This is a genomic window from Actinopolymorpha sp. B11F2, from assembly GCF_040195635.1.
Taxonomy (GTDB): domain Bacteria; phylum Actinomycetota; class Actinomycetes; order Propionibacteriales; family Actinopolymorphaceae; genus Thermasporomyces.
The window spans coordinates 86,053-100,239 of the sequence record NZ_JBEFTX010000023.1 but is presented as its reverse complement, the minus strand read 5'-3'; the positions used below and the strand labels follow the sequence as shown (position 1 = coordinate 100,239).

Annotated in this window: 12 protein-coding genes; 7 read left to right on the top strand and 5 right to left on the bottom strand. The window is 71.1% G+C overall.

Annotated features, from left to right (window positions below):
• Positions 1-7: 7 nt before the first annotated feature.
• From ABN034_RS30590 to mtrA, 3 genes are all read right to left on the bottom strand, one after another.
• The gene (locus ABN034_RS30590) at positions 8-1,798 is read right to left on the bottom strand and encodes an LpqB family beta-propeller domain-containing protein (RefSeq protein WP_349694451.1); all 1,791 of its coding nucleotides are present in this window, start codon (positions 1,796-1,798) and stop codon (positions 8-10) included.
• On the bottom strand, positions 1,795-3,438 hold the full coding sequence (gene mtrB, locus ABN034_RS30585; protein ID WP_349694450.1) for an MtrAB system histidine kinase MtrB: 1,644 nt from the start codon (positions 3,436-3,438) through the stop codon (positions 1,795-1,797). The genes ABN034_RS30590 and mtrB overlap by 4 nt, the downstream gene beginning before the upstream one ends.
• A gap of 162 nt (positions 3,439-3,600) precedes the next feature.
• Positions 3,601-4,278 (bottom strand): MtrAB system response regulator MtrA, encoded by a 678-nt coding sequence (mtrA, locus tag ABN034_RS30580; protein WP_349327061.1) that lies wholly within the window; start codon positions 4,276-4,278, stop codon positions 3,601-3,603.
• Between the two features lie 567 nt (positions 4,279-4,845).
• Between mtrA and ABN034_RS30575 the strand changes: the two genes are divergently transcribed.
• The 5 genes from ABN034_RS30575 to ABN034_RS30555 all read left to right on the top strand — a co-directional run bounded on the left by ABN034_RS30575 (position 4,846) and on the right by ABN034_RS30555 (position 10,210).
• Positions 4,846-5,808 (top strand): hypothetical protein, encoded by a 963-nt coding sequence (locus ABN034_RS30575; protein WP_349694449.1) that lies wholly within the window; start codon positions 4,846-4,848, stop codon positions 5,806-5,808.
• Positions 5,808-6,494 (top strand): DUF4129 domain-containing protein, encoded by a 687-nt coding sequence (locus ABN034_RS30570; protein ID WP_349694448.1) that lies wholly within the window; start codon positions 5,808-5,810, stop codon positions 6,492-6,494. Before ABN034_RS30575 ends, ABN034_RS30570 begins: the two co-directional genes overlap by 1 nt.
• A complete protein-coding gene (locus ABN034_RS30565; RefSeq protein ID WP_349694447.1) occupies positions 6,491-7,843 on the top strand; it encodes a DUF4350 domain-containing protein in 1,353 nt (450 codons plus the stop codon). The genes ABN034_RS30570 and ABN034_RS30565 overlap by 4 nt, the downstream gene beginning before the upstream one ends.
• A gap of 86 nt (positions 7,844-7,929) precedes the next feature.
• A complete protein-coding gene (locus ABN034_RS30560; RefSeq protein ID WP_502879124.1) occupies positions 7,930-8,904 on the top strand; it encodes an AAA family ATPase in 975 nt (324 codons plus the stop codon).
• 10 nt (positions 8,905-8,914) lie between these two features.
• Positions 8,915-10,210 carry a DUF58 domain-containing protein gene (locus ABN034_RS30555; protein ID WP_349694446.1) on the top strand — a complete coding sequence of 432 codons (1,296 nt, stop codon included), beginning with the start codon at positions 8,915-8,917 and terminating at the stop codon, positions 10,208-10,210.
• Between the two features lie 214 nt (positions 10,211-10,424).
• On the opposite strand, the gene ABN034_RS30550 is transcribed toward ABN034_RS30555, so the two are convergent.
• The gene (locus tag ABN034_RS30550) at positions 10,425-10,847 is read right to left on the bottom strand and encodes a hypothetical protein (protein WP_349694445.1); all 423 of its coding nucleotides are present in this window, start codon (positions 10,845-10,847) and stop codon (positions 10,425-10,427) included.
• A 427-nt stretch (positions 10,848-11,274) separates the two neighbouring features.
• Positions 11,275-12,051 carry an LLM class flavin-dependent oxidoreductase gene (locus ABN034_RS30545; RefSeq protein ID WP_349694444.1) on the bottom strand — a complete coding sequence of 259 codons (777 nt, stop codon included), beginning with the start codon at positions 12,049-12,051 and terminating at the stop codon, positions 11,275-11,277.
• 139 nt (positions 12,052-12,190) lie between these two features.
• Here ABN034_RS30545 and ABN034_RS30540 point away from each other — a divergent pair, with 139 nt between their 5' ends.
• Positions 12,191-12,946, top strand: coding sequence for a DeoR/GlpR family DNA-binding transcription regulator (locus ABN034_RS30540; protein ID WP_349694443.1), 756 nt, complete (start codon positions 12,191-12,193; stop codon positions 12,944-12,946).
• Positions 12,939-14,162, top strand: coding sequence for an MFS transporter (locus ABN034_RS30535; RefSeq protein ID WP_349694442.1), 1,224 nt, complete (start codon positions 12,939-12,941; stop codon positions 14,160-14,162). The genes ABN034_RS30540 and ABN034_RS30535 overlap by 8 nt, the downstream gene beginning before the upstream one ends.
• Positions 14,163-14,187: the final 25 nt, after the last annotated feature.

Genomic DNA, 14,187 nt, shown 5'->3' with positions numbered 1-14,187 from the left:
TCCACTCTCATCCCGGGTACGCCGGACACGTCGCGACCCCCTGGTCCGTCCACAGGTAGTTCTTGTCCTCCAGATGCAGGTGCCCGTCCTCGCCGCCGAGCAGGAGCGGCTGGTCGGGCGCTGCCGCCAGCGTGCGGGAGGCCGGGCCGGAGCTGTGCTCGACGACCTCCGATCCGTCCACGGAAACGAGTGCGGGCCGCGAAGCCGACTCCTCGTCGGAGCCGATGACAGCCACCTGGTCGAAGTCGGACCAGGCGAGGTCACTCATGGAGGTCATCGCCACCGGAACCTCACGCAGGCCGCGGATCGCGATGGAGTCACCGCGTTCGATCCGCCCCATCAGCAGGCGGGTGACGCCGTCCTGCTCGACGAGCGTCGCGACCCGCGCTCCTTCGCGGGACACTTTCAGTGCCAGGACGTTGCGGCCCGTCAGGCCGGGCGCCACCACGGTGGAGACTTCGTCGTGGTCATCGACCACGACGATGGACGACCGGCCCGCACGCCGGTCGACCAGCCAGAGCCGTCCGGTCCGGTCCCAGGACGGTTCGGCGATGTCGGTTCCACGTAGGACGGTCCGGGTGCCGGCGGCCGACCCGTGAACGCTGGCGCGCCGCCCGTCGGCCGACACGGTGGCGAGCCAGTCCGATCCGCTGCTCGCGTCGGGGTCGAGCGGCTGGCCGGCGGTCCGTTCGCCGAAGATGCCCACCGCGATCGACCTCGCGCGCACCGGCCCGTTCCCCAGCTGTCCCGCGACCGGGACCTGTCGGTCGGGCCCGAGCATGACAACCCGGCCGTCAGCCAGCGCATAGGCGCCGCGTGCCGAGCCGGCGACACCCGGGTCGTACGCCGACCAGGTGGTCGCGTCGCCCCGCGAGCCGGCGTTCTCGGCGCCGAGGGGTACGTGGTCGACGGTGACCCGGACCTGCCGTACGCCCGACACCTGGCCCAGCGTCCAGGAGAGCTGGGCGAGGAGGAACCGCCGTTGCGGGTCGTACAGCTCGAGGACCTTGCGGTCGAGGTCGACCGTCGCCACGCCGTCGTCGACGGTGACGGCCGGCGCGGCCAGCCTCGTGTCGTCGGGCAGTGCCGACCGGACGGCGGGTCGCAGCCACGGGGACGGCCCACCCAGCAGGGCGTTGACGAGAAGCGTCTCGAGGTGACCTCGCAGGGGGACATAGACCGGGTCAGGGACGAGGATCTCGAAGTCGGGGTCGAAGAAGAACAGGTTGTACCGCTCGTACTCCCGGTCGAAGTTGAAGATCGACATGACGAACGCGTCGGGAGGCTGGCCGATCCGCCATTCGCCGTCGACCTTCGTCATCTTCAGGTCGAGCTCGATCTTCTCGCCCGGCCTCGCCTGCGCCCACGCGCCGTTGGCGCTGACCTCGGCCAGCTTGGGTACGTCGAGGGCGATCTTGCCCGGGGCGGCTTCGGAGATGGGGACGGCCGCGCTGTCGTAGACGAGAACGCCCCTCGGCTGCCACCGCTCGCTGACGGCGGGAGCGAGGTATTCGCGGGCGACCGGCTGCCCGGACTGGTAGCTCGCCATCGAGTCCAGGAATCCGCGCGCCACCTGTTGGGCGCTGTCGCCGGGCTCGGGACCGGTCACGAGGACGGGCAGGGAGGTCTCGCCGGGCTCGCTGGTCCCCATCGACTCGTACTTCACCGGGCCACTGGACGGGATGCGCGCACATGCGCCGAAGGCGACGACGAGGACAAGGCCGGCAAGGACCGCGGCCGGCACGGTGGCGGCGTACCGCCTTGTCGTGTGCTTCGGGCTCGTGGAGGGTGAGGTCATCGGGCACTCCCGGCGATGCCCGGGGCGGGAACCTTGGTGGGTTGAATCGGTGCCGCATGCGCGTCATCGGGGACAAGCGGGATCGGTGACCTCTGCGGTGGCTCCAGCGCCTTGCGCGACAGCGTCAGCCGGAAGTTCGCCCCCTTGCCGGGCTCGCCCCACGCCTGCAACCAGCCGCCGTGCAGCAGGACGTCCTCCAGGGCGATCGCAAGACCGAGCCCGGTCCCGCCGGTCGTGCGGGCTCTCGCCGGATCGGCCCGCCAGAACCGGTCGAACACCATGGCCGACTCCCCCGGCTTCAGTCCGATGCCGTGGTCGCGGACCGACACCGCGCACGTGGAGTCCCCGTTCGCCACCTGGACCACGATGTCGCGTCCGTCGCCGTACTCCACCGCGTTGTTGACGAGGTTGCGGAGTACGCGTTCGATCCGGCGCGAGTCGATCTCGGCGACCACCGGCGTGTCCGGGAGCCGGACGTCGATGCGGCTGCCCTTGCGGGCGGCGATCGGCTTGGCACCCTCGACGACCCGCCGGGTCAGGTCGCGCAGGTCGGCGTCTTCGAGTTCGAGGGCAGCGGCCCGGGCGTCGAAGCGGCTGATCTCGAGCAGGTCGCCCAGCAGCGCCTCGAACCGGTCGAGCTCGGCCTGCAGCAGTTCGGCGGAGCGGGCCACACCCGGCTGGAACGCGTCCCGGGCCTCGTGGAGCACGTCGGCTGCCATCCTGACCGTCGTGATCGGAGTACGCAGCTCGTGCGAGACGTCGGAGACGAACCGACGCTGGACGCGGGACAGCTCCTCGAGCTGGCGGATCTGACGTTGCAGGTTGGTCGCCATCTGGTTGAACGACGTCGCCAGCCTGGCCAGGTCGTCCTCACCGCGCACCGCCATGCGTTGGTCGAGCAGGCCGGCGGCCAGCCGTTCGGCCACCTGGCGGGCGAGCCGGACGGGTGTGACCACCTGCCGGGTGACGAACCACGCCACACAACCGAGCAGGACGACGATGAGGATGCCGACCGCCACGAGCGAACGGCTGAGCAGGACGAGCGTCGCTTCCTGCTGCTGCAGGTCGAACAGGTAGTAGATGTTGAGCGTGGCACCGCTGCGCGGCTCGTGAATGGCGGATCCCACGGCGAGCCCGGGTGTGTTGTCGCCACTGGCCCGGCGGATGACGGTGTAGCGATAGGCGACCTGGCCGGCCTGGACGCCCTCCCGCAGGTCGTCGGGGACGCTCGTCGTGAGGACGGTCGCCCGGGTCGATCGCGCCACCGTCTGGGAGCCGCCGACCGCGGGCAGGACGTCGAGCACCACGTCGTAGAGCCCGCCGGATGCGCCTCGCAGGGCGATGTCCTGCGCCAGCTGGGTCGTGAGCTCACTCGGGTCGCCGGCCGGCTCGGCATCGTCGATGACGGACTGGGCGGTACGGAATCCGGCTGACGCCTCACCCACCGACGCCGCGACCTTGGCCTCGAGCACGCCGTCCGCGACCTGCCGCAGCAGGATCCAGCCGACGAACAGGGTCACGACAGCGGACAGCACGAGCGTCCCGGTCACCACCCGCAGATGCAGTGAACGGCGCCAGAGATCGGCGGACCGGCGGGTCGCACGGACCGCCGGCCCCATGGCCGTACTCAGGATCTGCATGGAATCCGCACCAGCACTTCAGGGGGACGGGCGAAGGGACGGATGCGGCCGCCGCCGCGATGATCGACGTGAGCTGTCTGCCCAGACTCTACGTTGTCACGCAAGGTAGACAGTCACGTCCGAGGAGTGAACATGGGTCCCGCGTAGCTGTCGCTTCCCTGGCTACGAAGGACCGGCCTTGTAGCCGACCCCGCGCACGGTGACGACGATGTCCGGATGCTCGGGGTCCTTCTCGATCTTGCTTCGCAGCCGCTGGACGTGGACATTGACCAGCCGGGTGTCGGCGGCATGCCGGTAGCCCCAGACCTGTTCGAGAAGCTCCTCCCGGCCGAAGACCTGCCACGGCTTGCGCGCGAGGCAGACGAGAAGGTCGAACTCGAGGGGCGTGAGCGCGAGCGCGACCCCCTCGCGCTTGACCGAGTGGCCGGGCACGTCGATCACCAGATCGCCGATCGTCAGCGTCTCCGGTGTGGCCTGGTCGACCCGCCGTAGCCGGGCCCGAATCCGGGCGACCAACTCCTTGGGCTTGAACGGCTTCATGATGTAGTCGTCTGCACCCGACTCGAGGCCCAGCACCACATCAATCGTGTCGGTCTTCGCCGTGAGCATCACGATGGGGACGTCCGACTCGGCCCGGATCTCCCGGCAGACCTCGATGCCGTCCTTGCCAGGCAACATCAGGTCAAGCAGCACGACATCGGGCTTGGTCTCGCGGACCTTGCCCAAGGCGGCTTCCCCGGACTCGCAGAAAACCGGGTCGAGCCCCTCGCCACGGAGGACGATTCCCAGCATCTCGGCGAGGGCCATGTCGTCGTCGACGACCAGAATGCGACCTTTCATGAACCCATCGTCCCACCGAGCGTGGCACGATGGCTCGGCACGACCCGCAGATGCCGAGGCTGGTTCCGGCGCCCGGGCGGTGTACAAGCCCCGGCAAGCCGCGAGGACCCGCCCCGTACAGTGCACGTTCTGAGCAGTTATGGGCACGTCTGGGACGCGTCCTGACCACGCTCGGGACGGGTATCGAGCACGTCCGGGACGTGTGCTGAGCACGTTCGTCCACGATGGGATCCGTTCCCCACCACACGTGAGGTGCGCGAGATGACAGCAGCAGGGACTCCACCCGGCCCGCCGGCGGGTGGCAGTGAATGGGGCCCGCACAACAGTCCTCCGCAGGGTTCCCCCCAGGCTCCTCCGCCGGGTGCGCCGCCCGGTCCAGCGCCGGCGCCCGGCGCGCCCCACGGATTCCCTCCCGGCCCGCCACCGGCCGGTCCACCCGCCCAGCCCGGCTGGGGCGCACCAGCCGGCCCTCCGGCGGGCTGGGGACCACCGCCGCCGTGGGGCTCTGGCTCCACTCCCTGGGGAAAGCCACAGGCACCCAAACCGGGCGTCGTACCCCTCCGCCCGTTGGGATTCGGCGAGCTGCTCGACGGAGCGTTCACCACCGTCCAGCGCTATCCGAAGATCATGCTCGGGATGTCCACCGCGATCATGGCGGTGGTCGGCGTCGCCAGCGTCGCGGCGTTCTTCCTCGGCTTCGGCGACCTGATGTCGATGGGCGACGACGAACTCCTCGACGTGAGCGACAGCGTCTGGATCCAGGTCGGTGCCAGCATGTTCGGCCTGATGCTGGCGACGTGGATCGCCAGCATGGTGCTCACCGGCATGATCACCGCCACCGTGGCCCGCGGCGTCCTGGGCCGACCCATCACCGTCGGCGAAGCGTGGACGACCGCCCGGACCCACTTGCTCCGGCTGCTCGGGCTGACCCTCGTCCTCGGCTTCGGCTGGACCATCGCGATCGGCGTGCTGGTCGGCATCGTCGTCGCCGCCACCTTCATCCATGTGGCACTCGCCGTCCTGCTGGGCATCGTCGTGACGCTCGGCGGCATCTTCGCCATGGTCGTCGTCGGCACCCGGCTCGCGGTGGCCGCGGCCGCGCTCGTGCTCGAGTCCCGCCCTGCCCACCCCGGCATGCCGGACGGCCACCAGGAGAAGCTGGGCGTCTTCGCGTCGATCGTTCGTTCGTGGAACCTCATCAAGGGCCGTACGTTCAGGACGTTCGGCGTGCTGTTCGTCGCGAACCTGGTCGTCAGCGTCATCGCGTCGATCCTGCAGACGGCGTTGATGTTCGCGGGGAGCGGCGCCGCCGTCGGGTTCGGCGAAGAGAGCACGACCGGCATCATCGTGGCCGGTCTGCTGTTCGGCATCGGCTACCTCGCCTCGATGGTGCTCCAGGTCGCGTTCCTGTCCGCGGTCACCGTCCTCGTGTACGTCGATGCGAGGATGCGGAGCGAAGGCCTCGACATCGAGCTGGCCCAGGCGGCGGCGACACCGACCGGAGCGGCTTCGCCCTGGGCGACCGCGTGATGCCGCAGGTGCTGGGCGGGATCGTGGACAGGTCCCTCGCCGCGCCGGATCCGCCGATCGACATCGGGCGGGACGACGCGGCCCGAGCGGCCCGGGAGGAGCTCGGCAAGAGCATCTACCACCGCGACGAGCCGGGCGTGGTCTCCCGGGTTCTCGGCTGGCTGTTCGAGCACGCCGCCCAACTCCTCGGCTACCTCGCCGAGATGTCGCCCGGCGGCTCCTGGGGACTCCTCGCGTTGGTGGCGCTCGTCGTGCTCGCGGTGATCATCATCCGGTGGCGGATCGGCGCCGTCGCGCGGTCGGCGAGCGTGTCCGCGGGCACCGTCTTCGCCGGGCGCGTACGCTCCGCCGCCGAGCACCGCGCGGTGGCCGACGCCGCTGCCGGAAGGGGCGACTACGCCGCCGCCTGCCGTGAACGCTTCCGGGCACTGGTCCGCGAGCTCGAGGAACGCACGATCCTCGACCCGCGCCCCGGCCGCACCGCCGACGAGGTCGCACGCGAGGTCTCCGTGCTCGCCCCTGAGGCCGCGGGTGCCCTAGGTGCCGCGGCCCAGGTCTTCGACGAGGTGTCCTACGGCGACCGGAGGGCCGCGGCCGAGGACGATGCGGCGATCCGGGAAGCCGACGACATCACCCGCCGGATCCGGGGGCGCGGCGCCCTCGCCGGCAGGGCAGGAGTGCGATGACTCCGACGGTCGACGCGACCGCGAGCGCGACGGTCGACGGCAGCGCGAGCTCGACGGTCGACGGCAGGGCTAGCGTGACGGTCGACGGCAGCGTGAGCTCGACGGGCGACCGCACGCCGAGCGCGTCGACCGAGCACACCGCGAGCGCACCCGCTGACCCGGCTCGGAGTCGGTCGATCGATCCGACCCGCGGTGACGTCTGGCGGCGACTGCGCGGGCCACTCGCCATCGCGGCGGTCCTCGTCATCGTCGGCGGCCTGATGGCCGTCCTGCAGGGCCGCTCCACCGGAGGTCCGCTCGATCCGGAGTCCGCGCGCAGGTCGGGCGCGCGCGCACTCGCCGTCCTGCTCGCCGACCGGGGGGTCGAGGTGCGGCGGGTGCGTACCCTCGACGCCGCCCTGGCGGCCGCCGCCGGCGACACGACCGTCCTGGTGACCCAGTCGGACCTGCTTGTGCCGTCCCAGCTACGCCGGCTGGCCCGCGCCGAGACACGCCACCTCGTCCTCGCCGAACCCGGCGAGGAGGTTCTCTCGGCGCTGGCCCCGAAGGCCCTGACCGCGGGATCCGCGATTCCGCGGACGCGTGAACCCGGCTGCGACCTCCCGGCGGCGCGTCGTGCCGGCAGCGTCCGGGTCGACGGACCGATGTACCGCGCCCCGGAGGCGGAGGGCGCCACGACCTGCTACGGCGATGTCACCAGAGGTGCCATCGTCCGGCTCACCGGCGTCCGTCCTCGCGGTGAACGCACGGTCGACATCGTCGGGACGTCGGTGTCGTTCACCAACGGCCAGCTCGACGAGGAGGGCAACGCCGCCCTCGCGCTCAACCTGCTCGGCCGGCACCGCACGCTGGTGTGGTACATCCCCTCGCTCAGCGACGTACCCCTCGCGGACCGACCCGAGGCGGGTGCGGCACCGGACGTACTCCGGATGCTGCCCATCGAGCTGCAGTTCGGCGTCGCGCAGGTCGCGGTGGGGGTCGCGCTGCTGATGGTGGCGTACGCCCGCCGGCTCGGCCCTGTCGTCGCCGAACCACTCCCGGTCGTCGTCCGCGCATCCGAGGCGGTGGAGGGTCGCGCCCGCCTCTACCATCGTGCGCGGGCCCGGGACGTCGCGGCCGCCGCGCTGCGGGGTGCGACGCGGAACCGACTGGCGGCCCGGCTGGGGTTGTCGCCAGGAACCGCGCCAGACGTGGTGGCCGCCGCGGTCGCCGCCCGTACCGGTCAGCCGCCCGCCCAGGTCGCTTCGCTCCTGGCCGGGCTCGGCGGTCCGGAACCCCACGACGATCCCAGCCTCGTCCGACTCGCTGACGCCCTCGACACCCTGGAGCAGGAGGTACGCCGATCGTGACCGACCAGGCGGCTGCGCCCAGCCAACCGGCTGTGACCGGTGAAGGAACAGTGACCCGTGAGGAAGGGGTGACCCGTGAGGAAGCGGTGACCAGACCCTCCACACCCACCGCGGAGTCCGCGCGGAACGCCCTCGTCGCCCTGCGCACCGAGGTCGGCAAGGCCGTCGTGGGGCAGGACTCCGCGGTCACGGGCCTGCTCATCGCGTTGCTCTGTCGCGGACACGTCCTGCTCGAAGGCGTACCCGGCGTCGCCAAGACACTCATGGTGCGCGCCCTCGCGGCGGCGCTGCGACTGGACACGAAACGGGTGCAGTTCACGCCCGACCTGATGCCCGGGGACGTGATCGGATCGCTGGTCTACGACACGCGTTCGGCAGAGTTCGAGTTCCGCAAGGGACCGGTGTTCACTCACCTGCTGCTCGCCGACGAGATCAACCGGACGCCCCCCAAGACGCAGGCGGCCCTGCTGGAGGCGATGGAGGAGCGGCAGGTCTCGGTAGACGGCACGGCCCACCCCCTGCCCGACCCGTTCGTGGTGGCCGCGACGCAGAACCCGATCGAGTACGAAGGGACCTATCCCCTGCCGGAGGCGCAGCTCGACCGGTTCCTGCTCAAGCTGTCGCTGACTCTGCCGTCCCGTACCGAAGAGGTCGAGGTCCTCGGTCGCCACGCCGCCGGCTTCGACCCGCGCGACCTCGACGCGGCAGGAGTCCGACCCGTCGCCGGCCCGGCAGAGCTTGCCGCCGCTCGCCAGGCCGTGGCACAGGTCCAGATCCATCCCGAGGTCCTCGGCTACGTCGTCGACATCTGCCGGGCGAGCCGGGAGTCCCCGTCGCTGCGCCTCGGCGTTTCACCCCGTGGCGCGACGGCGCTGATGCGAGCCGCGCGTGCCTGGGCGTGGCTGTCCGGACGCACCTACGTCACGCCGGACGACGTCAAGGCCCTCGCCCTTCCGGCGCTGCGGCATCGCGTGGAGCTTCGGCCGGAAGCCGAGCTCGAGGGTGTCTCCGCCGATGCGGTCCTGAACGGCATCCTGGCCAGCGTTCCCGTGCCCCGGTAGGGCTTCCGCGATGGCACTCACGGCCCGAACCGCGCTGCTTGCCGTGGCGGGCGCGCTGGTGGTGGCGTTCGTCGAACCCTCGCGACTCGGCATCGTCGCGGTCACGGCAGCCGTCCTGGCGCTGGCACTCGTCGACCTGGCGCTGGCGGGTTCCGTACGCCGGTTGACGTTCGTCCGTGAGGGTGCGACGTCAGTGCGGTTGGGCGACGAAGTGGCGGTGTCGCTCCTGGTCTCCCATCCGGGCGGGCGACGGGTACGCGGCGTCCTCCGGGACGCGTGGCCGCCGTCAGCCGGTGCGGTGACCCAGCGGCACGTGCTTGACCTGCCGGCCCGGGAACGGCGCCGCGTGACCACCCGGCTGCGACCGACCCGGCGAGGCGACCGTCATGCGTACCGCGTCACCGTGCGGGCCTTCGGGCCGCTCGGCCTGGCGGCACGCCAGGGCTCTCACGTCGTGCCGTGGAGCGTCCGCGCGCTGCCGGCGTTCGAGTCGCGCAAGCACCTGCCGTCGCGGCTGGCCCGGCTGCGTGAGCTTGACGGGCGGGCGAGCGTGCTCGTGCGCGGGCAGGGCACGGAGTTCGACTCGCTGCGTGACTATGTCGTGGGCGACGACGTCCGCTCGATCGACTGGCGGGCCACGGCACGGCGGCAGGGAGTCGTCGTCCGCACGTGGCGGCCCGAACGCGACCGGCACGTCCTCGTCGTCCTCGACACCGGGCGGACGTCGGCCGGGCGGGTCGGCGACGCTCCCCGGCTCGACCATGCGATGGACGCCGCGCTGTTGCTCGCAGCACTGGCCACAAAGGCGGGTGACCGCGTGGACCTGCTGGCGTACGACCGGCGGGTCCGGGTCGACGTCACGCGCGCCGGACCGCAGGATGTGCTGCCGAGGTTCAGCGCGGCAATGGCGACCGTCGACAGCGAGCTCGTCGAGACCGACCACCGCGGACTCGCGACCGCCATCGCCCTCCGCGCCACCCAGCGGTCCTTCGTTGTCCTGCTGACCGGACTGGACGCCGCGGTCATCGACGAAGGTCTGCTTCCGGTGCTGGGACCGCTGACACGCCGCCACCTCGTCAGCCTGGCGGCCGTGTCCGATCCGCAGGTCGAAGCGATGCGTCAGGGCCGCGGGGACGCCGTCGCGGTCTACGCGGCGGCAGCCGCCGAACAGGCTCGTGCCGAACGCCGCCAGGTGACGGCTCGGCTCGAACGCCTCGGGCTGGTGGTCGTCGACGAGCCTCCCGACCTGATCGCGCCCGCGTTGGCCGATACCTATCTTGCCTTGAAGAAGGCCGGTCGCCTCTAGGAGGTGTACGGCCGGGGTCAGCTTGCTTACCTCGACATGCATCCCGGCCTCGACGGGACGCACCAGGGCAGAGGACTAGGACACAGCCAACGTGTCTTCGGTCACCACCAGGGCTCGATGCAGACCTCGCAACGCGCGCCGGCGCGATAGACGACGTGCGCACGCAGTGCATTGTTGCCGTTCGCCGCGGAGGCTGACGCGGGCTCGTTCCGGATCAATACCACATCGGCAAGGGCTGGTAATCGGTATACGTCTCACAGAGCTCCTCCCCGCGATCCCGGCTGAGGAAATAGACGCCAGCCGGGCGCCGCCCGTGAGGGCCGGTCTCATAGTCGATGCGCAGGATGTCGTAGGCCCCGTCCTTCTTGATGCGGAGGGCCCCCTCGTACAGCTCCTTGAGCGTGGGCGCCCCCTCGATGAACGGGCCCTTCCTGGCCACCTCGTCGAGTGCCACTACGCCGGCGATCTCGTCGCCCACGACAGTGAGCCTCCAGGCGCCTCGGGGTTTCTCACCGCACTTGCCGTCGTACAACCGCAGGGTGAAGGAATAGTCCTCGATCTCGTCCCACGTCGCCGCGACGCAACCGCTCACCAGTAACGCGACGAGGGCTGATACGCCGCCCGCAGTGACTGCCACCCTGCACCTGGTCATCGCAGTTCTTCCGTTCCACATGCGGCCTCGCCCATCCCCACGTCGGCGGGATCCGCCCAGCACCCGCCACACAGTCCGGCGGCGAAGTACAGACCGGGATCGCCACGTCGATCACGCTCCGGGGCCGTCGCCACTCGGCCCGACGACCGTGATCTGTTCGACTCTTCTGCTGCTGCCCGCGCCGACCCGTCGATGGGGAATGACGGGCGTGAGCATCGGCTACTGCCGTGGTGACGGCTGGGTCCTCCAAGTCACCTCAGAGTTCCGCATAGGCCCCTCCCAGACACGCCGCACAGGCCCAGCAACCCCTGTGTGACACGCGTGGCCCAAAAGTACGAGCAAGGGGAAGGTTGCGCGTCGGCTTGGGCAAAAGTGGTCGTTCCCCGTCCGGGCGGGCGATCGACCGACGGTCTCAGCGTCCGGGTGGGCCGGCGGCGATTCGGCGGCGCGTCGTGTCGAACGACTCTGCCGGGGACGACGGACCGTCGATCGCCCAGGTCGCGCCGGCCTTCTCGAGCGCGGCCACGTCGGAGTCCGGCCCGAGCGCGGTCACGATGTCGTAGCCGGGACGTGAGTCCAGCTCGGCAGCCAACCCGACCACCATCTCCGGGGTGAGCGCACCCAACTCGGCGTGGATGGGAAAGATGCCGTCCCATCGGCGGGCTCGCCGCACCCCCGCACGTGGTGGCAGCATCGCCGCCACCCAGATCGGTGGCCTCGGTCGCTGGACGGTGCCCGGGACGAGCTTCGCGTGCACGTGGAAGTGCGCGCCGTCGTGGTCGACGCGTTCGCCGCGCAGGAGGAGGTCGATGAGCTCCAGCCCTTCGTCGAGCATCGCGGCATGGACCTTCCGGTCCGACGGCTCACCGAAGGCAGTGAACTCCTCGGCCACGGGGACGCCGAGCCCGACGCCCAGGATCGCCCGGCCACCACTCAGGTGGTCGAGCGTCGTGACCTCCTTGGCCAGCTTCCACGGGCGTCGTCGCGGCACCGGCGTCACCAACGGGCCGATCTTGACCCGCGTGGTGCGGGCGGCGATCGCCCCGAGGAGGACCCACGGATCGTGCACCGGTGGACCGGTGGCGGCGTCGAACTGCAGGTGGTCCCACACGAAGAAGCCGTCCCAGCCGGACTCCTCCGCCGTGGCGGCGAGGTCGACGATGCCTGCGGGATCGCCGAAATTAGGCATGCTCACTCCGTACCGCATGGCGGATGTCTACCAGTCCGCGCCGACACTCGCGTTCGTACGAGGGCCACTCGCTGTCCAGATGCTGCCGAGACCTCACCAGGGGATTGCGATCGAACGCAGTTGATGTTCGTATGAACGCATGGAGAGTTCGGACCGGCAGGGTGTGATCCTGGCTGAACTGCGCGCCCGCGACCGGGTCACCGTCCCCGAGATCGCGCGGCTTGTTGGCTGCTCCGAGATGACGGTGCGCCGCGACCTCGACGCCCTGGCCCGCGACGGCCTGGTACGCAGAGTCCGGGGTGCCGCCGTCAGCGCGCTGACCGGCGAGGAGACGCCCTTCCCGGTACGCAGCCGGGCCGGGGTCGAGCCCAAGCGCCGGATCGGCCGCGCGGCCGCGAACCTCCTCCGCGACGGCGAGACCGTCGTCATCGACGGCGGCACGACCGCGCTCGAGGTGGCACAGGCATGCAGGGACCGCCGGCTCACCGTCGTACCCCTCTCGATGCACACCGCGAACGCGCTGACCGGTGCGGCGGGGATCCGGCTCGTGCTGCCCGGAGGTGACCTGCGACCGACCGAGCTCGCGTTCGTCGGGCCACTCACCGAGCACGCGATGGACCTGCTCCGCTTCGACGCCGTGGTACTCGGCTGCTGCGGCATCACCGCCCGCGACGGTCTCACCGGCCACGACCTCGCCGAGTCGACGGTCAAACGGGCGGCGATCCGCGCCGCCAAGCGGGTCATCGTGGTCGCCGACGCCAGCAAGTGGGGCGCGACGGCGTTCAGCCGTATCTGCGCACCAGACCAGATAGATGTCATCGTGACCGACCCCGAGGCCCCGGCGGAACAGGTCGCCGCCTTTCGTACGTCCGGAACGGAGATCGTCAGTGCCTGACGCACCCGAGGCGAGCCCAGACACCCCACAGCGGACCCCTGGCGCGGAGACGCCCGGCCGGCCCGTCCGGGCCCGGACGGCAACATCGATCGTGTTCGCGCTGCACGCCGTGGTGTTCGGGTCCTGGACGCCACACATCCCGCTGGTCAAGGACCGGATCGGCCTCAACGACGGCACCCTCGGACTGGCCCTGCTCGGCGGGCCGATCGGCTCGGTACTCGCGATGCTGGCGATCGGAACGTTCATCGCTCGGGCGGGCAGCCGGCGATCGATGATCGTGACGATGATCGGCTACGGTGCCGTCGCACCGCTGGTCGGGCTCGCGGACTCCTGGCTCGGCCTGTTCCTCGCGCTCGGCCTGCTCGGGGCGATGCAGAGCGGGCTCGACATCTCCATGAACGCCCAGGCGGTCGCGATCGAGAAGGCGTACGGACGGCCGGTCATGTCGAGCTTCCATGCCTGGTGGAGCTTTGGCGCGTTCGCCGGCACCGGACTCGGCATCCTGGCCGTGAGCATCGGGCTCGGCCTGGCCACCCAGCTCGCCCTCATCGGAGCGGCGGTGGCCGTTGCCGCACCGCTGCTGGCCCGGCCACTGATCCGCGACGACCGGGCGGCCGACGACCACCGCATCGTCCTGCCCTGGGGCAACCGTTGGCTCCTGCTGCTCGGCGCCATCATGTTCGCGGCACTGCTGTGCGAGGGTGCCGCCGGCGACTGGGCGGCGGTCTACCTGCGGGACGCGCTCGACGCACCCGCAGCTGTGGCGGGACTCGGCTACGCGGCGTTCGCGCTCGCGATGCTGTTGGGGCGGGCGATGGGTGACCGGTGGGTTGCCGCGTACGGCGGCGGCCCGGTCGTCGCGGTCCTCGCCGCCGCCGGGGCGCTCGCACTGGCCGCGGCTCTGCTCATCGGCCATCCCCTCGCCGCACTCGCCGGGCTCGCCGTCTACGGTCTCGGGATCGCCTGCGTCGTGCCCGTCTGCTTCAGCGCCGCTGCCGCCAGCTCCGGCAGCCACGCAGGACACTCGATCGCCGCCGTCGCGACCGCCGGGTGGGCGGGATTCCTGGTCGGACCGCCCGCGATCGGCACCCTCGCCCACGTCACGTCACTGCCGCTCGCACTCGGCCTGCTGCCGATCCTCTGTGCCGCGGTCATGGTCGGTGCCCTGCGAATGCGTCGCCATGCGCCCGCTCCGGAACCGTCGACGGCGGTCTGATCCCGAATCCGTACGTGCGTGAGGA

Excerpts from the sequence above, each read along its gene's own strand:
- ABN034_RS30590 (WP_349694451.1), bottom strand. The coding sequence starts at position 1,798 with ATGACCTCACCCTCCACGAGCCCGAAGCACACGACAAGGCGGTACGCC.
- mtrB (WP_349694450.1), bottom strand. The coding sequence starts at position 3,438 with ATGCAGATCCTGAGTACGGCCATGGGGCCGGCGGTCCGTGCGACCCGC.
- mtrA (WP_349327061.1), bottom strand. The coding sequence starts at position 4,278 with ATGAAAGGTCGCATTCTGGTCGTCGACGACGACATGGCCCTCGCCGAG.
- ABN034_RS30570 (WP_349694448.1), top strand. The coding sequence starts at position 5,808 with ATGCCGCAGGTGCTGGGCGGGATCGTGGACAGGTCCCTCGCCGCGCCG.
- ABN034_RS30565 (WP_349694447.1), top strand. The coding sequence starts at position 6,491 with ATGACTCCGACGGTCGACGCGACCGCGAGCGCGACGGTCGACGGCAGC.
- ABN034_RS30555 (WP_349694446.1), top strand. The coding sequence starts at position 8,915 with ATGGCACTCACGGCCCGAACCGCGCTGCTTGCCGTGGCGGGCGCGCTG.
- ABN034_RS30545 (WP_349694444.1), bottom strand. The coding sequence starts at position 12,051 with ATGCCTAATTTCGGCGATCCCGCAGGCATCGTCGACCTCGCCGCCACG.
- ABN034_RS30540 (WP_349694443.1), top strand. The coding sequence starts at position 12,191 with ATGGAGAGTTCGGACCGGCAGGGTGTGATCCTGGCTGAACTGCGCGCC.